This is a genomic window from Paenibacillus shirakamiensis, assembly GCF_017874255.1.
In the GTDB taxonomy this organism is placed as follows: domain Bacteria; phylum Bacillota; class Bacilli; order Paenibacillales; family Paenibacillaceae; genus Fontibacillus; species Fontibacillus shirakamiensis.
Genome location: NZ_JAGGLD010000001.1, coordinates 1,393,863 through 1,417,294, shown reverse-complemented (window position 1 = coordinate 1,417,294; position 23,432 = coordinate 1,393,863). Strand labels below are relative to the sequence as shown.

The following is a 23,432-nucleotide window of genomic DNA, read 5'->3' as shown; positions in this document are numbered from 1 at the left end:
GACATGGATAAATTAGGTATTGGTGTTCAGTTGTATACATTGCGAAATGAGACGGAAACAGACTTTAAGGGAACGCTGCGCAAAGTGGCTGAATTAGGATATGAAGGTGTAGAATTCGCAGGATATGGAGATATTCCGGCCGAGGAAATGAAAGCGCTCTTAGATGAGCTTGGACTTAAAGGTTTTAGTAGCCATGTCCCATTACAGAATTTGAAGGATGACCTTCAAAAAGAAATGGATTATCTGAAAACGATAGGTGCAACGTACTTAGTCTGTCCATATCTGGCTCCGGAAGATCGCCCAGGTGGAAGCGCATGGAAAGAATTATTCGTTCTATTGCAGGCAATTGGGAAGGAAGCCAAAAAACAAGGGTTAATTTTCTGTTATCATAATCATGATTTTGAGTTCCAAGATGAAGTGGATGGCGCTTTTGCCTTTGATGCTATGTTTGCACTTACGTCGCCTGAGGCTGTTCAAGTTGAGATGGACGTCTGCTGGGTTCAGTATGCTGGACAAGATCCATTGGAGTACATTCAAAAATACGCAGGACGTCTTCCCTTGCTTCATCTGAAAGATTTCAGCACGGATCAAGAAGGGCAAATGGTTACGCTGGAGTTAGGCAAAGGGGTTGTCGATTTGCTGGCTGTAATGAATGCTGCGCAACAAGCAGGAGTAGAGTGGTTGATAGTAGAACAGGATTATTGTCAGATCTCTCCTCTGCAAAGTGTGGAAAACAGTTATAATTGGGTAAAAACTACAAGACCAACTTTTTAAATTCATTCATATTAAAGGAGTATTAAATCCATGACTAAAATTAAAGTTGCTGTAATTGGATGTGGTGCCATTGCTCAGCGCAGACACATTCCTGAGTATGCATCTAATCCCAATGTTGAACTCGTAGCCTTTGCCGATCCCGTTCCGGGACGTGCGCAAGAAGTGGCAGAGCAATATGGTGATATTCGTGCTTATACGAGTTACGAAGAACTATTTGCCAAGGAAAAGGTGGATGCAGTAAGTGTATGTACCCCAAATTATCTACATGCACCCGTAGCTATTGCAGCAGCAAATCGAGGCTTTCATGTACTAGTTGAGAAGCCGATGGCTACAACCGTGGAAGAATCTGAACAAATGATTGAAGCAGCCAAGAAAAATGGCGTGTACTTAATGGTGGGCCATAATCAGAGATTAATGCCTCCGCATGTGAAAGCCAAGGAAATTATGGACTCAGGACGGTTGGGTAAGGTATTAACCTTCCGTACAGCCTTCGGACATCCAGGTCCAGAATCATGGAGTGTGGATGGAAGAGATAGCTGGTTCTTCAATAAAGAAGAAGCTATGATGGGGGCTATGGGTGACCTAGGCGTACACAAATCAGATTTTATTCGCTACCTCCTTCAGGATGAAGTGGCTGAAGTTGCTGGCTTCATCGGTACGATTCATAAAGAGGGAACAGAAGTAGATGACAATGCCACCTGTATACTGCGCATGAAAAGTGGCGCAGTGGGTACGCTCGTAGCAAGCTGGACTCAATATCAAAGCGGAGACAACAGTACCGTACTCTGGTGTGAGAATGGGGTCATGAAGATTGGAACGATTGAAGGCAATGAAGTTATTGTCGAACTAAATAATGAGACGGTGGAGACTTATAAAGTGGGAGCCATGGCGACCAATGAGAAGCAAGTGCCGAGTGGTGTTATTGATGAATTCATAACATCCATTATCTCCAAGACGCCTCCTACGATTTCAGGTGAAGAAGGCTTGAAGTCTCTGAAAGTCATTCTTGCTGCATTTGAATCTCAGGAAACAGGACGTATTATAAAGCTATAGTAGGTATGGCGGTGTCTGAGACTACTCAGACATCGTTTTTTTGGTATATGATGTAATGTGAATACATGAAATAGAATATAGAAAGATACTCTAAGTAGGTTATTAGGGAGTCTTAGAATGGAAAGGAAGTTATACACCATGAGTTTTAGTAATGAAAAAGAAAAAATGCTACGAGGCGAACTATACAACGCAACAGACCCGGTGCTGATTCAGGAGCGTGACTATGCTCGGAAAATGACAAGATTATTCAACAGCTCAGATGAACAGCAATTGGACCAAAGATCAGCATGGATAAAGGAATTGTTCGGTTCAACAGGTGAAGCACTTTATATTGAGCCTAATTTTCGCTGTGATTACGGATATAATATTCATATAGGAGAGAATTTTTTCGCGAATTTTGACTGCACAATACTCGATGTATGCGAAGTACGTATTGGAGATAACTGCTTCTTAGCTCCCGGAGTTCATATTTATACAGCCACACATCCGATTCATCCGTATGAACGCATTGCAGGACCGGAATACGGTAAGCCTGTGAAAATAGGCGATAATGTATGGATTGGTGGACGGGCTGTAATTAATCCTGGGGTTAATATAGGGGATAATGTGGTCATCGCATCAGGTGCTGTAGTAACTAAGGATGTTCCTGAGAATACTATTGTTGGAGGCAATCCGGCGAGAATCATCCGTAACATAGAAGTATAAAGAGAAAGAGTAGAATTCGGTATTAGTGATTCAAGTGTCAGGCCGCGAGGGGGGCATCATGAATGCCTAAATAGATTAGCTCTTGGTTAGTAGGAGATACATTGTTCCCCCACGTCGGCTCTGATTAATGATCTATACATAATTTGTAAGCTAAAAGCAGAACTTAGGATTATTCAGGCACAATGATTTTAATATGGCTAGGTAAAACTTGCAGATGGATAGGGAGGGAGGTACCTTCTTCTCCGTCTACATTTGTAGCTACCTTCTCCGAGGAGGTCACTTTGACATCCCGTGCTGTGAAGTAGATAACTTCTTTATGGTTCTTTAGTTTGCCGAGCAATAAGGAGAAGCCTGCGGTGAGCGTGTGCACGAGATTAAGATCTTTGATAATAAAACAATGGAGCAGTCCATCATCAACAGCAGCTTGTGGAGCAAGCTTCTCAAATCCACCTACAGAATTTGTTAGGGCTGCTATGAACAATGGAGATTGTCCTTCCCACGTTTTCCCGTCGTACGTAATATGCATCGTATGAATGGACTTACTGGTGAGTTCTTTCATTCCATCTTTTATATAAGCGAGCGCTCCAAATTTAGATTTATCGTCGGATGACACGTTGGAGAGGGTCTCTGCTAAAGAGCCTGCGGCTACTACGTTGGCGAAGAGCTGGTCATTCAGTTGCCCAATATCTACAGATTTCGTATGCGTTGATGCTATATTTCGAACGGCCTCCCCAGGATCTAAAGGAATATGTAAAGCACGAGCGAAATCGTTGACAGTTCCTAAAGGAATGATACCAAGCAGCGGCCGATGTTCCTGATGATGCATCCCATTGATTGTCTCATGTAGGGTGCCATCTCCTCCTATGGATACAACGAGATCATACCGATCACGACAAGCAGCTGCACAGAAATGTGTCGCATCCAATTCCTTCGCGGTCTCATTTACAATTACTTTATACTGTTGTTCATGAAGTACATTCTCTAAGTGCTGAAGATGCTGCCTTGCTTCTTCTTTACCGGACGAAGGATTCATAATAATCATAGCTTGCTTCATACACGCATTCATCTCCATATGGATATAATTAACTCACCGGAAGGTAACTTACGATCCCGAATGGTTAATTAGTATTACCCATACCTAGCCATATTGACGTTCGTGACGAGATTCTATGAAAAGAAAAGGTTAGCACGAAGCGCATGTATTTGTTCCTATTATAAAGGGGGAGACAGTATATTGAATCAACCTATGCATGAGATGATGCAGTTTGAAACTGCGGCTGAGTTGCGAGCGGCGCTTGCCGAAATAACGAAATGGGAGAAAGAGCAGAACAAATTAATGGTCTGGGATCGTCTGGCCCGCTTACCTTTCAAATTGCTGGATAAGATCACGCCAAGAATTATACATGAAAAGATTGGGCATTTGCTGGACGAGCTGGGAGGATATATTCAAAATGGAGGAAAGTACCTCGTAGCTGACCGCAAAGTTAGCAGAATGCTAGCCAAGGATAGCTTAGCTAATGGTGGATATGAGCAGGGACCCTATTCTCTAGCGATTATGAATCAAGTGGCCTTAGGTTTAGCTCATAATCGACGAAATGTGGCAACCTTGCAAGGAGCAACGACCGGATTCGGGGGCGTATTTACACTTGCGGCTGATATCCCTGCTATTCTTGGATTATCCTTGAAAGTCATCCAAGAAATCGCCCTTTGCTATGGATATGATCCAACAGAGAAGATTGAACGTATTTTTACAGTTAAAGTAATGCAGTTCGCTTCGTCTGATATTGTAGGTAAGCGAGCGATTTTAGAGGAGCTCAACCTCAGAGTAGGGGACGGGGCAGATATCACGGCTGGCGCTTCTACGGCTATGTCCAATATCCAAGGCTGGCGCGAAGTAATTACAGTCTACCGCGATAACTGGGGATGGAAAAAACTGCTGCAGACGGTACCTGTTGCAGGTATGTTTTTCGGCGCTTATACGAATCGTAAAGCCTTAGAGGAAGTTGCAGAGGCTGCTCGAATGTTATATCGCAAACGAAGAATCCTTACCCGATTACGAGAAATCGAAGAACGAGTGTAAAGCATTCAAAGCAAAAAGGCTACTTTAATGTAGCCTTTTTGCTTTGAATGCTAAAATCTAACGGCTGTATTGCTTAATAATAAGATTTCGCTCTTGCTTGCTTCTGATCGAATTAAGTTATAATGGAATAAGATGGATGAAATGAAAAAGAGAATACATCGGATACATTTGAAATTGTAATCAATTATTTTAATAAGTAGGTAGAGGAGAGATCCTGTGAGAATGCTAACAAGGAAAAGGATAGGTTTACTAGTTGCTTGCTTTTTGTGTGCAGGTTGTTCCTCTAATCATAGTACTTCGGCACCTTCGGTAGATGCTCCCAAACCGATACTGCTTGAGCAGTCATCCAGTGGCTTACCTACCCGAGTTATAGAGAGGTCAGATTCTTCATTAGTAGATATAGTTCATGAGCAGTTGAAGAATATGACCTTAGAAGAAAAATTGGGAGAGATGATGATCGCTGGAATGGAAGGAACCACGGCGAATGCTGCAACGAAAAAAATGATTAAAGAGCAACACGTGGGTGGAGTTATTTTTTATAAAAATAATGTCTCGACACCACAAGGTTTAGCGAGTTATGTGAACCAGTTGAAGGCTTGGAACCAAGGCAATGCTGCTCCCCTTTTTATCTCTGTGGATGAAGAGGGAGGGAGGGTAAGTCGGCTACCTGGGCTTTATAAATTTCCGAATGCCGTAGATATTGGTGCGAAGGATAATTTAGAATACGCTCAACAAATGGGGCAATATTTAGGTGAAGCTTCACAAGTTTTGGGGATGAATGTGGATTATGCTCCCGTGTTAGATATCAACAGCAATCCGGATAACCCGGTTATTGGCGTGAGATCTTATGGAGCGAAGCCCGACATTGTATCGAGAATGGGCATTGCCGTTATGAAGGGTATCCAGTCCAAAGGAACAATCTCTGTAGTCAAACATTTTCCAGGACATGGGGATACCGCGGTGGATTCACATCTAGCCCTACCTGTGGTCTCAAAAACTTTGGCCCAGCTTAAATCTTTTGAATGGTTGCCCTTTGAAGAAGCGATTCATCAAGGAGCGGATGCGGTGATGGTGGCGCATATTCTTTTTCCCAAAATCGATAATAAATACCCTGCCTCTTTGTCCAAGACCATTATGACCGATCAATTACGCCGAACCTTAAGATTTAAAGGGGTCATTATTACGGATGATTTGACGATGGGTGCCATTGCAGAGAATTATGGAATTGGGGAAGCAGCCGTTAAAGCAGTAGCATCAGGTGCGGATATGGTGATGGTCGCTCATGGATATGATAATGTCGATGTTGTCTTTCAAATGCTGCGTAATAGTGTCAAAAACGGACAAATTTCTCCAAAACGAATTGATGAAAGTGTTACTCGAATTCTAACACTCAAACAAAAATATAATTTGGCTGATTCTACATTAGTGAAAGCTCCCAATCTGAATGAATTAAATAAAAAAATTCGTAATGCAGTCTCTATACATCAATGAGTAGGAATTTTGGAGAGCATCTCTAGAACGGCACTTGAGGTGCTATTTTACATAGATCAAGTTATAACAAAAGGAAAAATATAGAATTTATCTTTATGCTAATTATAGAAAAAAAGCGGAGGAGGGAATTCTATTAAAAGCAAAAAACTCTATATTGTTGCAATAATAGGGGTTTTTCTAATGGTGGGATGTAGCGATGAGCGTACAAAGCCAAGTGAAATGCTAACATTCTTTGCAACTAAAAATGAGGCTGTTCAATCATTTATAAAGCAAAGTGAAATGGCCCAGATCACCCTTGTGGAATTCATATTAAAGGATGGTCATCAGCTTACTATTATCAAAAATCCGGGACCCAAATATGCTGTAGGGGAGATTGTGCGTAAAGGTCAACTTATATCTATATCTAAAACTTCGGCTTGGGTTCAAGCTTCGGGGTTTGCAGTGGAGAACCAATTTTTAGATGGAGGATTATATACACTCAGTTTGTCGACAGATTCCGCTAATGGCCCGAATACTTATGTTAAAGAATTAGGAGCTTACGTTACTATTCAGCAAGGTACTCATTTGGATCATATGCCTTTGAGGAATGATATAATATCTTCTTCTGTGGTCATCAGTCAATAATCAACTTATTAAGTAATGGAGTGGAGTGAAGATGATTAAATTATTGTTTATTTGCAGCCGCAATCAATGGAGGAGTCTTACCGCAGAGAATATATTCAAACACTATGTAGGATTTGATGTACAGTCAGCTGGAACAGAAGATAGAGCTAGAATTAAAGTGAATGCCGGTCATATCGGATGGGCTGATTTTATTTTTGTAATGGAAAAAAAGCATCAACGTAGACTTAGCGAGAAATTTGCTCTAGAACTTCAGGATAAACGAATCATTCGACTAGATATTCCAGATGAATATCGATTTATGGATGAAGAACTGATTGAACTCTTGAAAAGTAGAATCTCTGAAACCATTGAATTACCGGATTAACTAGAATATATAGTGAAAACATGGAGGTTTATTTTGAATCAACAGGAGAACATTATAACGCTAGCAGAACAATTTGTGAGACAGGCATTACAGTCCGATTATACCGGACACGATTGGTGGCATATCGACAGAGTTCGCAAGTTGACGCTTGAGCTCGCTACCCTTGAGCAGGCCGATCCCTTTGTGTGTGAATTAGCTGCACTACTTCATGATATAGCGGATGAAAAGCTGAATGAATCCAAGCAGCAAGGGCTCGATCGAGTAAGAGATTGGCTGAGAATCCATGTAAGTTCTATGGAGATTTTGGAACATGTCATGCTAATAGTTGCGACCATGTCCTATAATGGGGGAGTCAATCCACGCATGGAGACGATCGAAGGTAAAGTAGTGCAGGATGCAGATCGACTTGATGCAATGGGGGCCATCGGTATAGCTAGAGCATTCACTTACGGTGGAGCCAAAGGAAGAGCCATGCATGATCCCCAGAAGGTCATTGCCTCGGATGTAGTGGATTATCGTGCGAATGACCAGACAACGCTTGCTCATTTTTATATCAAACTGCTTAAGTTAAAAGATTTAATGAATACCACGTATGCTAAAGAATTGGCGGAGCAGAGGCATATATTCATGGAGCAATTTTTACAACAATTTTATGGAGAATGGGAAGGAAAAAGATAACTACTCATGTTCCTAATTTTCTACAAAAAGTGCAGAGAAAATTATGAAATTTAATAAAATCAGATAAAATGACATTTCTCATCATTTTTTTCTATTTTCATTCTCTTCTCATTAAAGTCTGAATTTCATAAACATAATCACGTATTTCTGGTATATTAGTGAGTAGTCTTTTTAAAATGGTAGCTTCACAGCAGGAGGAATACAGTTGGCAAAATCTAAAGTACCTAAACGCCCCACAAGGGATGAATTTGTAATGGAAGAAATTGGGAATCAAATTACAGAAGCTTATCAGGAGAAATCAGAAATTCTACTCACGATGTGGGGACGAGAAGAATTGCTGCGAGGACAAATTGTGCATCTGGATTCTAGAACCGGTAAGGTGCATGTTCAGCAATCTGAGACTTTAATTAAAGTTCCGTTTATGGATATTATGGGACTGGATTACCCAAGAGATTAGAGAATAGCAAGTTGCAAAAGATGTTTCTCTCATATCATGATGAAGTCTATAAATGAGACGGGTCAGTATGAGATTAACATCTTTTTTATTTTAAAAAAACAGAGAATAAAGGGGGAATTGGATATATCTTGAAGACTCAAACTCCATATCCTGTATAGGACCTGACCAATTGTATACGCTTTATTTAAGAATTGGTATGGTCTACCCATTCTAAATTGGTTGTTTTAATCTTAGACTATTAAAGTTATACTCTACCAAGACATGTGAGAACAAATGAGCTATAACCTCATACAAACTGACATTTCGACTTTGTATTTAGATTACTAATGTTGCCCATTAACTAGTTGGGAGGGTAATTATGGTACAAGGATTGTTCATCCAATTGGATAAGAAATCAACAATCCCATTGAATCGACAAATTTATGAACAGATTCAGAAGTTAATCGTATCTGGAACATTGCAAAAACATGAAGCATTACCCCCAACCAGGCAGTTATCAGAACAGCTTGAAATTTCAAGATCCGTAGTAATTCAAGCCTATGAACAATTACAGGCTGAAGGGTATCTGATTATGAAAAAAGGATCAGGAACTTTTGTCGCGGACAATACGGCATTTCACCCGCTTTCCTCCGTTTCACCTGAGCTTGATGTAAATCTTAAGACACTAGATTCAACACTTAGCTTACCTGCATTATCCTTACCTACTAATTACAACAACCCCCCAGAAGAAAGTACAGAAGCAAGTAGCTCGATCCCTTTTGATTTCCGACACGGCGTACCTGCATGGGATGTATTCCCGATGGATGTATGGCAAAAGTCACTGGTTCGAACCTGTAGAAAATCAACCCCAGCACTTTTGGGATATGGTCCAGCTGAAGGATCCATGAACTTGCGTAGAGAGATTGCTAGACTTCTTCGGTCCAGTAGATCCATTCCCGTTACGGCGGATCAAATTGTGATGACCACCGGTGCTACCCAAGCTTTGGATATTCTAGCAAGATTATTAATTAGGCCAGGAGATCAGGTGGTAGTTGAAGATCCTGCGCATAGTATTTTGAGTGAGATCTTTGGATATTCTGGCGCTCGCGTCATTTCTGTACCTGTGGATCGTGAAGGATTATCTGTGAACCATATTTATTCGCAAATGAAGAAGCAGAACACGAGCTCCAACTTAGGTCAGACTAAGCTCATTTATGTCACACCTTCGCATCAGTTCCCTTTAGGGGTAACCATGTCTCTTGAACGGCGACATGAGCTGATTCGTTGGGCAGAACGAGAAGATGCTTATATTATTGAGGACGATTATGACAGTGAGTATCGTTACGAAGGATACAAGCTTTCCGCTTTGGCGGGACTCGGTGCATCGGAACGTATTATTTATGTAGGCAGTTTCAGCAAGATATTGTTTCCAGCCTTACGTATCGGTTATGCGGTTCTTCCGCGGCCATTAGTCCAACCATTTCTATCGATTAAGAGAATTGCAGATCGTATGAGCCCTTCATTTGAACAGGAAGCGTTAGCAGATTTTATCTCCAACGGTCAATATGCCAAACACGTGAATCAAATGGGCAAATTGTACGCTGCACGAAGAGCCAGACTTGTCCGATCTCTAAAGCATCAATTTGGTAGAAAAGTAAAAATATTTGGAGATCAAGCTGGATTACATCTATTGCTAGAGGTGGATTGCGATGCTAGCGAACACGTTATTGCGAGCCGCTCGTTGAATTATGGAGTGAAAGTGTATCCTGCGGGAGTTTATTTTACACATACTAAGCGGGACAAGCCTACCTTTATACTAGGCTACTCCAATCTATCTGAAGAACAAATTGATGAAGGTATTCAAAAATTTGCTCAAGCTGTTACAGATTGTGTAAGTCGTAACATATTTTCTGCCTAGCCAGGAGGTGCAAGTAGATTGCTGAAAGAAGCCCTTACACAGATGCTCGCGAAACAATCTCTATCTGAATCAGAAGCTGCATTTTGTATGGAATATATTCTTTCGGAGACCGCAGATCCCATTCAAGTCGCTGCTTTTCTGGGCATTGCTGAGATCAAGGGCACGGAGAAAGAAGAATTGCTGGGTTATCTGAAGGCCATGTGGTCGAAGATGCGCGCGATGGAGTCTGTAGAAAATGTGGTGGATATTTGCGGAACGGGTGGAGATATGCTGGGTTCATTTAATATATCGACAGCCGCCGCTCTTGTCGTGAGTGCAGCAGGGGCTAAGGTAGCTAAATGTGGGAATCGTTCTTCAAGCAGTTCGTGCGGAAGTGCGGATCTGCTGGAGGCGGCTGGAATTCGAATTGACTTACCAAGTGAACAAGTGAAATCGTCACTTGCTGAACATGGATTCGCTTTTCTTTTCACTCCCCATTACCATCCGTCTGTAAGCTCGTGGGGCCCGCATCGCCGAAGTCTAGGATTTCGCACCATCTTCAACTTAATGGGTCCACTCGGCAATCCTTTACAGCCAACGCGCCGACTTATGGGGGTCTCTAATGCTTTATTAGCTCCTTTATATGCCGAGATTCTAGCGTCAATTCAGACGGATCATGCCTTAGTGGCACACGGAATGGATGGGATGGATGAAATTTCACTATGCGCACCTACAGTCCTATATGAAATTAAGGGGGGCTCAGTAAGTCAGACGCTTTGGGAGCCAGATTCTATTGGTTTAACTTATGTAGATATACACGATCTGAAAGGAGGGACCGTTCAGCAAAATAAAGAAATACTACACCAGTTGTTTGAGGGAAGCAAGCGGATTGATGCCATTCGCAAAGTGACCTGTGTAAATGCAGGAGCAGCTCTGATGATCTCGGGCTATGTCGACACGATTCGAGAAGGATATTGGTTAGCGGAAGAGACGATTGCTTCAGGAAAAGCTGGTGACAAGCTGCATGCTTTGGTGCAAAGCAGCAACATGATATATGAGGAGGCCCAAAATTATGTTCATGCTAAATGAAATTGTTGAGCACAAGCGCTTAGAGGTAGAGGAGAAAAAAAGAAACTCGCCCTTATCTGATCTTCAAGGCAAATTAAGAGATGCACGTCCAGTGAGAGACTTCTATTCAGCATTAAAGGCGCCAGGTATTTCATTAATTGCTGAGATTAAGAAGAAATCACCTTCTAAGGGTGAGTTCCCGAATCGTCTAGCAGCAGCTGAGCTTGCAAGATTGTATTCACAGAATGGAGCTCGGGCGATTTCTGTACTTGCGGATGAAAAATATTTTGGGGGAGGGGCACATGTTGTAGAACGTGTCGCCAACGATCCCAGTGTTCATATTCCTGTCATGTACAAGGAGTTTATTATCGATCCTTATCAGATCTATGAAGCGCGTTCCATCGGGGCTGATGCGGTACTTTTAATCGTACGAAGCATTGGAGATACTTCACTTCTTACGGAGATGATCGCTACAGCACAGGATCTCGGGATGGATGCATTGGTGGAGTGCTTTACTGCTGAAGAAGCTGCTGAGGCTGTGATTGCCAAGGCAAGAATCATCGGGATTAACAATCGGGATTTACAGAGTTTTGATGTTGATCTGAGAAGATCTGAGGATATTCGCTCTATCATTCCAGACACGGCTCTTACCGTAAGTGAGAGTGGTCTAGCTACGGCAGCGGATGCTGTAGAAGCAGAACGTAGAGGATTCGATGCTATCTTGGTAGGAGAAGCCTTGCTCAAGTCGAACGATATTACTCAACAAGTTCGTGCATTTGCTGGTCTTGAAGTTTCACAACATCTCAAATCATAAGAGGAGGCAATTAAGGATATGAGCGTGGAATTAAAAGCACAAGTGGAAGGTTTCTTTGGTCAATATGGTGGAGCTTATGTGGCGGAGACGCTAATTCGGAATTTGGAAGAGTTGAACCGAGAATACGCAAGAATTAAAGATGAGCCGGATTTCAGAAAAGAAATCGCAGATCTTCTCAAAAATTTCGTAGGTAGACCCACACCGATCACGGCTTTGCATCGCCTAACAGCAAGTCATGCGGGAGCCAAACTGTATCTGAAACGTGAAGATTTAACGCATACAGGGGCGCATAAAATTAACAATGCACTAGCTCAAGCCATTCTTGCCAAGCGTATGGGTAAGACCCGTATTGTAGCAGAGACAGGGGCAGGTCAACATGGCGTGGCCGTGGCAACTGCTTGTAGCTTATTGGGTCTGACATGTGTTGTATACATGGGAGCGGTAGACGCAGAACGCCAAGCCCCGAATGTCCAGCGTATGAATTTATTAGGCGCAGAACTTCATTTAGTCCACGCGGGTCAGAAGACACTAAAGGATGCAATTAGTGAAGCGATTCGGGATTGGATTACGAATGTGGAAGATACACATTATTTGCTCGGCTCCGCAGTAGGACCTTCTCCTTTTCCCGACATGGTCAGAGATTTTCAATCCATCATCGGAGATGAAGCTCGGGCACAGATTCTAGAAGCTGAAGGACGTTTGCCTGATTATGTCATTGCCTGTGTAGGTGGAGGAAGTAATGCTATTGGCATGTTTAATGCATTTTTAGCTGACCCAGAAGTGAAGCTCGTAGGAGTACAAGCTGCTGGCGAGGGACTGGAATCAGGCAAGCATGCTTCACCTCTATTAAAAGGCACATTGGGTATCATCCAAGGAAGTCTGACCTACATGTTGCAGGATGCGGATGGACAAATTTTGGAGACCCATAGCATTGCTCCAGGGCTAGATTATCCAGGTGCGGGTCCACAACATAGTCATCTGAAAGATACCGGCCGTGTGGAATACACATCCATTAACGATAAAGAAGCGCTGTTAGCATTTGAAGAGCTGTGCCGTAAAGAGGGGATTCTACCAGCACTTGAATCTTCGCATGCAGTAGCATATGCCCTCAAATTACTAGATACATTGCCTTCTGATGCTCTAGTGCTTGTTAATTTATCAGGTCGCGGAGATAAAGATCTAAGTCAGGCTATAGCCGCACTGAAAGACATTAAGCAATCGGAGGTGCTCGTATGAACCGTATAGATGCTGTATTTGCAGAACTTCGAGAAAAAGGTGAATCGGCTCTTATTCCATATATTCCAGTAGGATATCCTACTGTTGAAGGTTCCGCGTCTCTCATTCAAGCGATTGCGGAAGCAGGGGCAGATATTATCGAACTGGGTGTACCCTATGCTGATGCCTTAGCTGACGGTCCTACAATTCAAGAAGCAAGTCTTCAGGCCGTCACGAACGGTGTGAATCTGAAAGCGTGTATTTCTATGGTGCAGGAGCTCAGAAGTAGAGGTCTACAGACACCGATCGTCTTCATGGGTTATTGCAACTCTTTTCTTGCTTACGGCTTAGAAGCCTTAGCAGAAGATGCGAAGCAAGCAGGGGTGGACGGTTTTATCATTCCAGATTTACCTTCTACTATGGCCAAACCATATGTAGAGATTTTTGAATCCAAAGGACTTAAAAATATTTTTTTCTTAGCTCCGACCACAAGTAAAGAACGGGAAGCTGCCGTTGTAGATCAAGGCCAAGGTTTTCTATATTGTATCTCGGTAACTGGAGTTACTGGTGAGCGAAAATCTTTGCCAGAGGAACTCCCTGCTTTCGTAAAGCAGGCTCGAAGTGTAACGAATCTGCCGTTGGCAGTAGGGTTTGGTATTTCCAATGAGCATCATGTACGCGAAGTTAGTGAATATGCAGACGGCGCTATCGTAGGTAGCGCACTAATCAATGTGATCAGACAAGCTGCTCCTGAGAACGTGGAGAATGAAGTACGTCATTTTATTCAGAAGTTAAAACAGGCTACCCGTAAAGAAGTGGCTCCGATCTAACTTTATTCATAAAGGAGATAGCTATGGTTAGAGTGAAAATTTGCGGATTGACAACAAAGGAAGCGGCGTGGGCGGCTGTAGAAGCTGGAGCGGATGCGATTGGGTTTGTCTTTGCCGAAGGGAAACGAAAGATTAGTCCCTATGCTGCGAAAGAAATCATTAGATCTATTCCTCCTTACGTTACAACAACGGGTGTATTTGTAAATACAGAACTTGGGGAGATGAATCAAATTGCTGAATTCTGTCAATTAGACATGGTTCAGCTCCATGGCAAAGAAACCCCTCATTACTGTAGCAAAAGTATACGCCCTGTAGTCAAAACGCTGCATATGGGCGGACTTGATCTTCAGCCTGAAGATGCATTAATTATGTATCAAAATGTGGTTCGTGCTTTTCTTCTGGACACCTTTGTACAAGGTAGTACAGGAGGAACAGGACAAAGCTTTGCTTGGAGTGAAGTAAAGAAGCTGCAAAGTCCACATCCCTTGATTCTCGCTGGTGGGCTTCACCCTGAGAACATAGTTCGTGCACTTGAAGAGACTAGATTATCCGCTGTAGATGTAAGTAGCGGAGTGGAGACTCAAGGCATCAAAGATCCATTAAAAATGAACGACTTCGTGAAAGCGGCAAGATTTCAACACGTTACAGCGGGGGGTTGACTTAAGAAGGAAGAAGGAGGTTCGTTCATGCTTCAATCTTTGATCATTGGATTTGGAAGAGCGGGGAAAGGTCTCCATTATCATTGCCTCCGTAAAGCTTATCAGATGGGAAGCCACAGAGCGCTGTTCAATCCTCATGTGGGAGTCGTAGATCCGAATTTTGCGAATCTTGGTTCTAGTCAACCGAACTTAACAGGCTTCTCAAGTCTGGGAGATGTTGAGGGATTTGAGCCTGATAATACCGTGGTTCACATATGCACCCCTCCAGAACTTCATACGGAAGCTCTGCGAGAAGTTGTGAAATATGGCTATCGCAAAATTGTTATGGAAAAGCCTCTTACGACCACTGAGAGTGAACTCGATGTGATTCGGGAAATTCAACATTATTATGGGTGTGAGATCCTTGTAGTAGCGAATTGGCTGTCTAGTTCATTAACGCGGAAAATTCATACACTTATTCAGTCAGGCGTGTACGGCCCCCTTCGCTACTTGACAGCAGAACAAAATAAATCTAGATTATCTCGCACTTTAGCGAATCCAAGCCATCATAATGCATTTGATGTAGAGATTCCACATTTAGTGGCGTTGGCCTTGTTCCTCGGAGGAACGAGTGCCGAAGTGGTAGCATCTGAAGTCAAAGATATGTTCATTGGTGAACACGTTATTCCTAAGATGGGCATGGCCAAAATCACCCTGTATCAAGAGCATGGTGTGATATCCAGACTTAGTTCAAATTTGGCTACCCCTATTCGCAAGCGTAGAATTCAGTTGAATTTCGATAGTCATGTTCTCTGCGGATATTATCCTTCGGCACAAGACGACAGTCATGCTTGGTTAGAAATCTGTGATGGAAATGGTCATTTATTAGAAGAGCATATTATGCACGATGATCCCCTTTCTGCTGTATTCATTGAGTATTATCAATACTTTGCAGGAATCGGAGAAAAACCTGTAAGTGATCTGGAATTCAATGCCAACGTAGTCCGGGTGATATGTCAGGCCAAAGAAACATGTGGCTTGCTAACCCCAGCGTTATCTCCAGAACTTGGAGCCTATAATATGGTGAATATGGGGTGAGCGAATGAGTGTAGCTTTTTTTTCGGGGGCTAAATCTTTTAAAGAACAGTGGCCTTTGATCTCACAACGATTGGATCAAGTCATTGACGAAGGTAGATTTACGAATGGACCTGCCGTTCAAGAATTGGAGAAAGCTTTGGAAGTGTTCACAGGGGCTAAGCACTGTATAGCTGTAGGAAATGCCACGGATGCCCTAATTATTATGCTGCGTGCTGCGGGAATTGGTGTAGGGGACGAAGTAATTGTTCCTTGTTATTCTTTTTTTGCCTCGGCTTCTAGCATAGCACTGGTAGGCGCTACACCTGTATTCTGTGATATCGATGCGGCCACGTATATGATCGATGTGAATCAGATTGAAGAGAAAATTACACCTCGCACTCGGGCCATTATGCCCGTTCATTTGTTCACTCAGTTAGCAGATATGACAGCCATTCATAAGATCGCGCAGAAGCATGAGCTGCTTGTTCTAGAAGATAGCGCGGAAGCTATTAGCATGTTCCATGATGGCCAACATGCGGGTCTCATTGGTGATGCGGGAGTAATCTCCTTCTTCCCCACCAAGACGTTAGGGGCGATAGGTGACGCTGGATTGGTACTTACAAATAATGATGATATCGCTAAGCAAGCTCGACAGCTCCGTATTCACGGTCAGGAAGAATCCGTTCCTTACATCCATCAAATTGTAGGGTTCAACAGTAAGATGGATGATGTTCAAGCTTCGATCTTGCTAGTTCGGCTTCAGTTCTTACAAAAAGAGATTGCACGACGCGCTTACCTAGCTGCCTCCTACGATGCAGAACTGCGAGATATTCCTCAAGTTCAAACTCCCGTAATTCGGGAACGTGGCGATGAGTCTGCAAATGCAGTCTATTATGTATATCTTATAGAGACTGAAGACCGGGATGGATTGGTCGATTATTTGACACAGCAGGGGATTGGAACGGAAGTCTATTATCCTCATCCCCTTCATACACAACCTTGCTTCAAGCACCTAGGTTATAAGCAAGGCGATATGCCTCATGCAGAGCGTGCATCAAGCCGAGCCGTTGGATTGCCAATGTATCCCGATGTTACAGATGAACAATTAGCAGAAGTATGCGGACATATACGCCAGTATTTCCAGAAGGGGGAGCAGTGATGACTATCCCATTCTTCAATTATGCAGCAAGGTATGCAGAAGATCGTCAGAAAATTAAGGATATTGTATATGAAGTGGGCACATCAGATAACTTCATTCTCAAAGAGCGTGTAGCCGAATTTGAACAAGCTATACGTAGTTACACGGGTGCACAGCATGTGATTGCGGTAGCCAATGGAACGACGGCATTAACGATCCTTTTAAAAGCTATGGGCGTGGGACCAGGAGTGGATGTATTGACCCCTGCTTTCTCTTTCATCTCTACCGCTAGTACGATTGTACTTCTGGGAGCAAATCCAATCTTTGTAGATGTTAATCCACTTACAGGAATGCTGGACCCTGAAGATCTGGAAAGGAAAATTACACCTAGCAGTAAAGTGGTCATCCCCACCCATTTATTCTCGGTTATGGCCGATATGAAATCGATTCGCGAGATAGCGGATAGATATGGGCTTCGAGTGTTAGAAGACAGTGCAGTCTCATTAGGGGCAATCCAAGATGGACAACAAGCGGGCCGACTTGGCGATGCGGGTCTATATTCTTTCTTCCCAGCCAAACCGCTTGGAGGTATTGGAGACGGGGCCGTCATTGTGACGGACGATGATGAACTTGCCCGGATTAGCCGAATGCTTCGTAATCATGGGCAAGATGGTATCACTCGTTTCTATCATCATTTCGTAGGATATAACCATCGTATGGATGAAGTAGTAGCTGCTTATCTGACGCATAAATTGTCACGGTTCGATGATCTTCTGCATCGCCGCCGACAGATTGCTGCCCAGTATAATGCTGCACTTCATGCTCTATCTCCTGATGTATATGTAGTCACTGAGAACCATGATAGTCGTGCTTATTACACTTACGTAATGCAAGCGGAACGTAGAGATGAATTGCAGTTATATCTTAAGGAGCAGGGGATAGAAACACAGATTTATTATCCGTCTGTACTACCATTGCAACCTGCATTTGCTGGTATAGGCCATGAGGCAGGAGATTTCCCACATGGGGAGACTTTTACTCAAAAATCGATTGCTCTACCGTTATATGCAGAAATGCCGGATGAGCATGTCCAACAGGTTATTGCTGCTGTATCAGACTTTTATGCCAAGGTGAAACTTCATGTCTAGGTCCTCTGGGTGGATTGTCTCCGGTCTTAGTGATGAAGCAGGTGCAGACTTAGATGTTCAGATTCGTGCGCACGAGGAACTAGGATGGAACGAAATTGAAATTCGGTCTGTGTATGGACAAGCCATGGCAGATTGGGATCACGCTAGATTTGAGGATGTGCGAAATCGTCTTGAACAGGCGTCTTTACATGTTACGGCTATTGCTTCGCGCATTGCTAATTGGGAAAGGCCGATTACCCACCCATTTGAGAAGGATCTGGAAGAACTAAGAATTCTTGCGGATCGAATGAACAAACTGGGTGCGAAATATGTAAGGATCATGTCTTATCCTAATGATGGTTTGCCTGATATGGAATGGAGACAGCGAGTACTGGATCGCATGCATCAATTGACCGAACTTGCTGAAGCGGCCAACATTACGTTGCTTCATGAGAATTGTTCAGGTTGGGCAGGAAGTCATCCCGGTCATGCTTTAGAACTTGTTGAGCAAGTGAATAGTCCACACTTTCGACTGCTCTTCGATACAGGTAATGGCATTGCTTATGGTTATGATACGTTTGAATACCTCAAAAAGGTATGGCGGTACGTGTCGCATGTCCACATTAAAGATGGCATCCGTAAGACAGGATTTGAAGAATACACCCTACCTGGTGAAGGAGATTCCAGAGTTAGAGATTGTCTGATCTGGTTATCTGACCACAACTATAGTGGAATTATATCCATCGAGCCACATCTGCACCTGATTCCACATCTACATCAAAGTTCAGGTTCGGAAGAAGCTAAGGAAGCTTATGTAGCTTACGGACAGAAGATGGAAAGATTGCTTCGAGAAATCTATGTCGAGACCACATGAGATCTTTGGAAGTGGGCAGATGAGAAAGGGGTGAATATCTCTTGAAGACATTGTTTACCTCAGCGCATTCGGACTTATTAATAAAGTTAATTCAAATAAATACGATCTCTCCCATGGAAACAGGACTTATATCCGAAATCGCCAAAGCTCAGGAGTTATATGCAGCTTTTGCGCTAGAAACATTGGGATGTGAAATTGCTTACTATGCTGCACCTCAACCTGAACAACTGGATCAACAAGGGATGCCGCTAAATGTGACGGAGCGAGCTGCTGAAATGGGAGATATGTTTTGGTCCTCACAGCCTAATTTAGTTTTGCGTATTGGACCACCCAGATCACCCGAGCAGACACTGATGTTCAACTTCCATATGGATACAGTAGACGGTGACTTACCAGTAATTTGGGATGGACAGAAATTCATGGGCCGTGGTGCTGTGGATATGAAGGGTCCGGGCGTAGCTCTACTTGCTGGGATACAAGCTGCTATTGAAGCTGAGCCAGATCTTTTTAACAATTATACCTTGCTTATCCAATGTGTATCTGGTGAAGAAGGTGGTGCGATGGGCGTCTACGGCAGTAAATTACTGGCTGAAGAAGGGTGGATTGGAGATCTGAATCTGTTCGCAGAACCTTCAGATGGAGTTTTCTTTGACCAATCTACTAGTGCGATGACAGCGCGTATTGATGTAATGGGACAAGATGCCACAGACGATGCACCCCATATGGGGCACAATGCCACACTGCTTCTCAGTTATCTGGCGGAACGAATGTTTGCCAAGGTAGCCCCCGCTATAGAGGAGGCCGGAGGTAAGATGTGCCTGTCAGGGATTCACACAGGACATATGCACAATAAAGTATATGGATCTGGGCGACTCCTTATGAATTTTGCTTATCCTTCAAATGAATGCGGATATCTAATCAAAGAGCTTGTAGATAGCGTAATACCAGAACTGATAGCTCAGTTCACGGAGCAATACCGTAACGTGGCTTTTGCTAGATCTACTGCAGCATCAGCGTCAGAGATTTGCACGTTAACTTGGGTGAAGCAGGGCTTGCCGGTATTAAATAATCGTCATTCGGGTTATGAGAGTCTTTTATCTTCGTTAGGGTGGGTACGCAATCCAGAAAGCCATCTCCACCAAGCCTTCACCTGTGATGCGATGTGGGCTCAACGTTCAGGGAATTACACAGTGGTCTTTGGACCGGGGGGCCTTGGAACTCATGGTGCACATGCGGAGGATGAATATATTTCATTGGCAGAATTGGAAGAGTACGCAGTGCGTATTCGAGATTTACTGCTAGCAATTAGCAAACATAAGACCTATAAGAGTGGATGGGATGTGGTTCAAGAATATGTCTAAACCTAACAACAACCCGCAAGTACAGATTGTAAAACAAGAGTTGTTTCAATTTGTGACCGACATTTTCAGTGCATGTGGCGTGGATGCCAAGAGCAGCCAACTGGCGGCTCAGGTGCTGTGTTATGCAGATGAGAATGGATTCGATACGCATGGCGTAACAAATCTTGAGCGAATCTATGTAGCCCGTCTGCAAGATGGAAGGGTGAATGCCAAAGCAGAGCAGAAAATCGTTGCAGAATCTCCTGCTACGGCAGTGATTGATGCCAATCATGGGCTGGGTTTGTCCGCTGGTGTGAGAGCCATGGAGCTTGCCATTGAAAAGGCTAAAATATCAGGGATTGGCTGTGTTGTTGTCCGAAATTCTTCGCACTTCGGAAGTGCTGGTTACTATACGGGACAAGCTTTGGAAGCCGGGATGATAGGCATTGCGATGACGAATCTAGGTTCTCAGACTATCGCTCGTCCTCTGAATGGCAAGGTGAATATGATAGGAACGAACCCGATTGCTATCAGCGCTCCAGCAGAACACCTGCCTCCGTTTGTGTTAGATATGAGTACGACTGTAGTAGCCACGGGTAAAATCCGAGCTGCCGAACGCAGAGGAGAGAGAATCCCAGAAGGATGGTTGATTGATGATGAAGGCCGTCCAGTCACAGATCCTGCGGCTTTTGATCAGGGTACAGGTCATTTGCAAATGCTAGGAGGCTCTCTGGCTACCGGGGGGGCGAAAGGGTATGGGTTAGGGCTTGTCGTTGATATTCTATGTGGCGTGTTATCTGGAGCAAATGTTGGACCAGATCCGAAGCTTCTTCAACCCGATAAGGAGCATACAGGGGTGGAAGATCAGAATATTGGTCACTTTTTTCTAGCCATCCAAGTGGATGCTTTCCGTCCCGAAGGTGAATTTACGTCCCATATGGATCAGATGCTTCAGACTTTACTGGACTGTCCTCCCGTTTCGAAAGATAAAAAAGTAGTCTACCCAGGATATTTGGAGGCTACGGGCCGGGAGCATACCCATACCGTGGCAATAGATCTTGCAGTGTACGAACAGTTAACACGTTTAGGATCTAAGTTTGATGTTGCAGTTCCCCAGAGTAAGGAAGAAATACAGGCGAGATAAAAATAAAAATTCATTTCAAATCGGAGGGAATTTATGAAATTTCGCGTTGGTATTATAGGGATGGGTGTCATTTCCAAATTTTATGTGCATGCACTACAGAACAAGCTCGATAATCCTGTGTTAACGGCTGTCTGTGATTTAAGTGAGCAACGGTTAGCTCCATTTCGGGAACAAGGCATTCCTGCTTACCAAGATTACAATGAGCTATTAGACCGTGCAGATATCGATGGTGTCATTATCAATGTACCGAACGATAAGCACTTTGAGATTTGCCGTGATGCTTTATTGAAAGGCAAGCATGTATGTTGTGAGAAACCGATGACCATGAATATGGAAGAAGCAGATGAACTGGTGCGGATTGCAACTACCGTTAATCGCACGATGTTCACAGCATTCCACCGCAGATATAATGTTCACTTTGAGAAGGCGTTACGTCAAATAGCTGAAGAGGATGAAATTATTAAAGTAACCGCAACGTATCTTGAAAAAATTGAAGAGCATGCAGGTGATGATCAGTGGTACCTACAGCCTGAGCGTTGTGGAGGAGGATGTATCGCGGACAATGGTCCCAATGTCTATGATACGTTAGCCTTTTTCTTAGGCAAACTTGAGGTTATCTCCGCGGACATTACTCGCAACGAACATCACTTAGACATGGAGGCACATGTGGAATTGGTTACTCAATCTGGCGCCCCGGTCTCGGTACATTTGGACTGGGCTTATCCACATGGCGAGAAGAAGGACGTGACGATCTATCTTAAGAGCGGACAGGTTCTCTATGCAGACATGTTGGAGGGCTTCACAGAATTCAAAGCTTCTTTGTACCATGAATATGAAGAAATTACGCTTGATTTTTTAGCTAAAGCAGAAACTAACACATGCCACGGTGAGGATGGAAGAGATGCTGTAAGGCTGGTTAGAGACACGTATTTAGCGGAGCCGGTTACTTTATGATTCACCCGGTCAAACGGAAAGTGGAAGGAACGTTTGTCGCTCTTCTTTTTCACAAACAAGAAGAGCGGGGGATGCAGCTCATCGAATTCGAGACGCGATGCGTCAAGCAGGGCGAAATTCATGAGATTGTAACAACCACTCACTTTGATGCTATTGCAGGAGACCGCATTGATCGCGTCGGTTTCTTAGGTTTTGCTGAGATACAGTGTGGAGGCGTTATTGGAAAGGGCGATCCGGTCATGATACAGAATCAGGTGATCGGACGCGTGCTTGGTTTTGATGATTGTCATTTTCCCAACCATTACAACATCTTGATTTCTACGGTAGAAACCTGCACTGCTCATGATTTGAAGCTGGAAGTTGAGTCGACCTTAACCTTTGGTGAAGGTTAGTCTAAGGATTCAGGCACAGGAGGAAATTTATGTATAGCGTAATCACAATGAGTCCTAAGGTAGAACAAGATTTACAAGGCGTTAAAGTCTTTGGGGTTCATCTTGAACTTACACCTAAGAAGTTAGAGTCCTTGGTAGACTATCAATCCGAGTGGGATGAGATTCATGCAACTTGGCGGGGGAAGTCTAAAGCTGAGGTGGCTGCAGAAGCCATGATGGCTGCGTATCAGCAATTTTATCAGCATATTGGCATTAATCCGAAGAAATATCCCCCTTCCGTGCAGAACTTAATTCAGCGTTTTTTCATTAAGGAAGAGCTACCGAGGCTCCCATTGATTCATCCGATTGTTGATGCTGTTAACGTTGCAGCACTGCAACATTTGATTCCTCTAGGAATTTTTGATGCTGAGTGTGTAACGGGCGATATTCACTTAACGATCACAGAAGGTGGAGAGGCATTCCAAGGATTAGGTGAAGCGGAACCTGAGGCATTGCCTGAAGGACTTCTGGTCCTCTCGGACGAGGTGAAGACCCTGTCTAGATTTTGTTATCGAGATAGTGAAGTACAAAAAGTGACGGATAGTACCCATGAGGTGTGGTTACTAGGTTGTCAAGTGCCAGGTGTCACAGAAGAGCAGGTCATCGAATCCTTAAATGCAGCCCTTTCTTTATTGAAGCGTGGTTACGAGACGCATCTCATCACGGTAGATTAAAGAGGG

The 23,432-nt window shown here is 43.5% G+C and carries 25 protein-coding genes; 24 read left to right on the top strand and 1 reads right to left on the bottom strand.

The window, feature by feature from the left end; genetic code table 11:
• The first annotated feature begins 3 nt into the window (after positions 1-3).
• From J2Z69_RS06360 to J2Z69_RS06350, 3 genes are all read left to right on the top strand, one after another.
• Positions 4-774 carry a sugar phosphate isomerase/epimerase family protein gene (locus tag J2Z69_RS06360; RefSeq protein ID WP_209860171.1) on the top strand — a complete coding sequence of 257 codons (771 nt, stop codon included), beginning with the start codon at positions 4-6 and terminating at the stop codon, positions 772-774.
• A gap of 30 nt (positions 775-804) precedes the next feature.
• Positions 805-1,827, top strand: coding sequence for a Gfo/Idh/MocA family protein (locus J2Z69_RS06355; RefSeq protein ID WP_209860169.1), 1,023 nt, complete (start codon positions 805-807; stop codon positions 1,825-1,827).
• A 138-nt stretch (positions 1,828-1,965) separates the two neighbouring features.
• The gene (locus J2Z69_RS06350; RefSeq protein ID WP_209860167.1) at positions 1,966-2,532 is read left to right on the top strand and encodes a maltose acetyltransferase domain-containing protein; all 567 of its coding nucleotides are present in this window, start codon (positions 1,966-1,968) and stop codon (positions 2,530-2,532) included.
• Between the two features lie 169 nt (positions 2,533-2,701).
• Here J2Z69_RS06350 and J2Z69_RS06345 read toward each other — a convergent pair whose 3' ends face one another.
• A complete protein-coding gene (locus J2Z69_RS06345; protein ID WP_209860166.1) occupies positions 2,702-3,586 on the bottom strand; it encodes a diacylglycerol/lipid kinase family protein in 885 nt (294 codons plus the stop codon).
• A 201-nt stretch (positions 3,587-3,787) separates the two neighbouring features.
• Between J2Z69_RS06345 and J2Z69_RS06340 the strand changes: the two genes are divergently transcribed.
• The 21 genes from J2Z69_RS06340 (at position 3,788) to J2Z69_RS06240 (ending at position 23,426) form a co-directional block, all read left to right on the top strand.
• Entirely contained in the window at positions 3,788-4,612 is an 825-nt protein-coding gene (locus tag J2Z69_RS06340; protein ID WP_245339078.1) for an EcsC family protein, read from the top strand.
• 222 nt (positions 4,613-4,834) lie between these two features.
• Complete coding sequence (gene nagZ, locus J2Z69_RS06335; RefSeq protein ID WP_209860558.1) at positions 4,835-6,103, top strand: beta-N-acetylhexosaminidase; 1,269 nt, start codon at positions 4,835-4,837, stop codon at positions 6,101-6,103.
• A gap of 180 nt (positions 6,104-6,283) precedes the next feature.
• Positions 6,284-6,727: a hypothetical protein gene (locus tag J2Z69_RS06330; RefSeq protein ID WP_209860164.1), complete on the top strand. Its 444-nt coding sequence runs from the start codon at positions 6,284-6,286 to the stop codon at positions 6,725-6,727.
• A gap of 31 nt (positions 6,728-6,758) precedes the next feature.
• Entirely contained in the window at positions 6,759-7,091 is a 333-nt protein-coding gene (locus tag J2Z69_RS06325) for a low molecular weight protein tyrosine phosphatase family protein (RefSeq protein ID WP_245338969.1), read from the top strand.
• Between the two features lie 30 nt (positions 7,092-7,121).
• Positions 7,122-7,769, top strand: coding sequence for an HD domain-containing protein (locus tag J2Z69_RS06320; protein WP_209860554.1), 648 nt, complete (start codon positions 7,122-7,124; stop codon positions 7,767-7,769).
• A gap of 205 nt (positions 7,770-7,974) precedes the next feature.
• The gene (locus J2Z69_RS06315) at positions 7,975-8,226 is read left to right on the top strand and encodes a YolD-like family protein (RefSeq protein WP_209860162.1); all 252 of its coding nucleotides are present in this window, start codon (positions 7,975-7,977) and stop codon (positions 8,224-8,226) included.
• 358 nt (positions 8,227-8,584) lie between these two features.
• Positions 8,585-10,123, top strand: a complete 1,539-nt coding sequence (gene pdxR, locus J2Z69_RS06310) for a MocR-like pyridoxine biosynthesis transcription factor PdxR (RefSeq protein ID WP_209860160.1) — start codon at positions 8,585-8,587, stop codon at positions 10,121-10,123.
• 18 nt (positions 10,124-10,141) lie between these two features.
• Positions 10,142-11,191 carry an anthranilate phosphoribosyltransferase gene (gene trpD / locus J2Z69_RS06305; protein WP_209860158.1) on the top strand — a complete coding sequence of 350 codons (1,050 nt, stop codon included), beginning with the start codon at positions 10,142-10,144 and terminating at the stop codon, positions 11,189-11,191.
• Positions 11,175-11,984, top strand: a complete 810-nt coding sequence (gene trpC, locus J2Z69_RS06300) for an indole-3-glycerol phosphate synthase TrpC (RefSeq protein ID WP_209860156.1) — start codon at positions 11,175-11,177, stop codon at positions 11,982-11,984. The genes trpD and trpC overlap by 17 nt, the downstream gene beginning before the upstream one ends.
• 18 nt (positions 11,985-12,002) lie before the next feature.
• Positions 12,003-13,220, top strand: a complete 1,218-nt coding sequence (gene trpB / locus J2Z69_RS06295; RefSeq protein ID WP_209860154.1) for a tryptophan synthase subunit beta — start codon at positions 12,003-12,005, stop codon at positions 13,218-13,220.
• On the top strand, positions 13,217-14,029 hold the full coding sequence (gene trpA, locus J2Z69_RS06290; protein ID WP_209860152.1) for a tryptophan synthase subunit alpha: 813 nt from the start codon (positions 13,217-13,219) through the stop codon (positions 14,027-14,029). The genes trpB and trpA overlap by 4 nt, the downstream gene beginning before the upstream one ends.
• Positions 14,030-14,052: 23 nt before the next feature.
• Entirely contained in the window at positions 14,053-14,688 is a 636-nt protein-coding gene (locus J2Z69_RS06285) for a phosphoribosylanthranilate isomerase (protein WP_209860150.1), read from the top strand.
• 27 nt (positions 14,689-14,715) lie between these two features.
• On the top strand, positions 14,716-15,765 hold the full coding sequence (locus J2Z69_RS06280) for a Gfo/Idh/MocA family oxidoreductase (RefSeq protein WP_209860148.1): 1,050 nt from the start codon (positions 14,716-14,718) through the stop codon (positions 15,763-15,765).
• Positions 15,766-15,769: 4 nt separating this feature from the next.
• Positions 15,770-16,903 carry a DegT/DnrJ/EryC1/StrS family aminotransferase gene (locus J2Z69_RS06275; RefSeq protein WP_209860139.1) on the top strand — a complete coding sequence of 378 codons (1,134 nt, stop codon included), beginning with the start codon at positions 15,770-15,772 and terminating at the stop codon, positions 16,901-16,903.
• Positions 16,903-18,030 (top strand): DegT/DnrJ/EryC1/StrS family aminotransferase, encoded by a 1,128-nt coding sequence (locus J2Z69_RS06270; RefSeq protein ID WP_209860137.1) that lies wholly within the window; start codon positions 16,903-16,905, stop codon positions 18,028-18,030. Before J2Z69_RS06275 ends, J2Z69_RS06270 begins: the two co-directional genes overlap by 1 nt.
• On the top strand, positions 18,023-18,883 hold the full coding sequence (locus J2Z69_RS06265) for a sugar phosphate isomerase/epimerase family protein (RefSeq protein ID WP_209860135.1): 861 nt from the start codon (positions 18,023-18,025) through the stop codon (positions 18,881-18,883). The genes J2Z69_RS06270 and J2Z69_RS06265 overlap by 8 nt, the downstream gene beginning before the upstream one ends.
• Positions 18,884-18,924: 41 nt before the next feature.
• On the top strand, positions 18,925-20,244 hold the full coding sequence (locus J2Z69_RS06260; protein ID WP_209860133.1) for a M20 family metallopeptidase: 1,320 nt from the start codon (positions 18,925-18,927) through the stop codon (positions 20,242-20,244).
• Positions 20,237-21,367 (top strand): Ldh family oxidoreductase, encoded by a 1,131-nt coding sequence (locus tag J2Z69_RS06255; protein WP_209860132.1) that lies wholly within the window; start codon positions 20,237-20,239, stop codon positions 21,365-21,367. The genes J2Z69_RS06260 and J2Z69_RS06255 overlap by 8 nt, the downstream gene beginning before the upstream one ends.
• A gap of 33 nt (positions 21,368-21,400) precedes the next feature.
• Entirely contained in the window at positions 21,401-22,321 is a 921-nt protein-coding gene (locus J2Z69_RS06250; RefSeq protein ID WP_209860130.1) for a Gfo/Idh/MocA family protein, read from the top strand.
• Positions 22,318-22,713, top strand: a complete 396-nt coding sequence (locus J2Z69_RS06245; protein ID WP_209860128.1) for a DUF6917 domain-containing protein — start codon at positions 22,318-22,320, stop codon at positions 22,711-22,713. Before J2Z69_RS06250 ends, J2Z69_RS06245 begins: the two co-directional genes overlap by 4 nt.
• Before the next feature lie 29 nt (positions 22,714-22,742).
• The gene (locus J2Z69_RS06240; RefSeq protein WP_209860126.1) at positions 22,743-23,426 is read left to right on the top strand and encodes a B3/B4 domain-containing protein; all 684 of its coding nucleotides are present in this window, start codon (positions 22,743-22,745) and stop codon (positions 23,424-23,426) included.
• Positions 23,427-23,432: the final 6 nt, after the last annotated feature.

What these genes read in the sequence shown, in the direction of transcription:
- J2Z69_RS06345 (WP_209860166.1), bottom strand. Translation starts at nt 3,586, where the DNA reads ATGAAGCAAGCTATGATTATTATGAATCCTTCGTCCGGTAAAGAAGAA.
- J2Z69_RS06325 (WP_245338969.1), top strand. Translation starts at nt 6,759, where the DNA reads ATGATTAAATTATTGTTTATTTGCAGCCGCAATCAATGGAGGAGTCTT.
- J2Z69_RS06255 (WP_209860132.1), top strand. Translation starts at nt 20,237, where the DNA reads ATGTCTAAACCTAACAACAACCCGCAAGTACAGATTGTAAAACAAGAG.
- J2Z69_RS06280 (WP_209860148.1), top strand. Translation starts at nt 14,716, where the DNA reads ATGCTTCAATCTTTGATCATTGGATTTGGAAGAGCGGGGAAAGGTCTC.
- trpB (WP_209860154.1), top strand. Translation starts at nt 12,003, where the DNA reads ATGAGCGTGGAATTAAAAGCACAAGTGGAAGGTTTCTTTGGTCAATAT.
- J2Z69_RS06250 (WP_209860130.1), top strand. Translation starts at nt 21,401, where the DNA reads ATGAAATTTCGCGTTGGTATTATAGGGATGGGTGTCATTTCCAAATTT.
- J2Z69_RS06360 (WP_209860171.1), top strand. Translation starts at nt 4, where the DNA reads ATGGATAAATTAGGTATTGGTGTTCAGTTGTATACATTGCGAAATGAG.
- J2Z69_RS06240 (WP_209860126.1), top strand. Translation starts at nt 22,743, where the DNA reads ATGTATAGCGTAATCACAATGAGTCCTAAGGTAGAACAAGATTTACAA.
- J2Z69_RS06245 (WP_209860128.1), top strand. Translation starts at nt 22,318, where the DNA reads ATGATTCACCCGGTCAAACGGAAAGTGGAAGGAACGTTTGTCGCTCTT.
- J2Z69_RS06275 (WP_209860139.1), top strand. Translation starts at nt 15,770, where the DNA reads ATGAGTGTAGCTTTTTTTTCGGGGGCTAAATCTTTTAAAGAACAGTGG.
- J2Z69_RS06355 (WP_209860169.1), top strand. Translation starts at nt 805, where the DNA reads ATGACTAAAATTAAAGTTGCTGTAATTGGATGTGGTGCCATTGCTCAG.
- trpA (WP_209860152.1), top strand. Translation starts at nt 13,217, where the DNA reads ATGAACCGTATAGATGCTGTATTTGCAGAACTTCGAGAAAAAGGTGAA.
- J2Z69_RS06350 (WP_209860167.1), top strand. Translation starts at nt 1,966, where the DNA reads ATGAGTTTTAGTAATGAAAAAGAAAAAATGCTACGAGGCGAACTATAC.
- J2Z69_RS06330 (WP_209860164.1), top strand. Translation starts at nt 6,284, where the DNA reads ATGGTGGGATGTAGCGATGAGCGTACAAAGCCAAGTGAAATGCTAACA.
- J2Z69_RS06265 (WP_209860135.1), top strand. Translation starts at nt 18,023, where the DNA reads ATGTCTAGGTCCTCTGGGTGGATTGTCTCCGGTCTTAGTGATGAAGCA.
- J2Z69_RS06285 (WP_209860150.1), top strand. Translation starts at nt 14,053, where the DNA reads ATGGTTAGAGTGAAAATTTGCGGATTGACAACAAAGGAAGCGGCGTGG.
- J2Z69_RS06270 (WP_209860137.1), top strand. Translation starts at nt 16,903, where the DNA reads ATGACTATCCCATTCTTCAATTATGCAGCAAGGTATGCAGAAGATCGT.
- pdxR (WP_209860160.1), top strand. Translation starts at nt 8,585, where the DNA reads ATGGTACAAGGATTGTTCATCCAATTGGATAAGAAATCAACAATCCCA.
- nagZ (WP_209860558.1), top strand. Translation starts at nt 4,835, where the DNA reads ATGCTAACAAGGAAAAGGATAGGTTTACTAGTTGCTTGCTTTTTGTGT.
- trpC (WP_209860156.1), top strand. Translation starts at nt 11,175, where the DNA reads ATGTTCATGCTAAATGAAATTGTTGAGCACAAGCGCTTAGAGGTAGAG.
- J2Z69_RS06340 (WP_245339078.1), top strand. Translation starts at nt 3,788, where the DNA reads ATGATGCAGTTTGAAACTGCGGCTGAGTTGCGAGCGGCGCTTGCCGAA.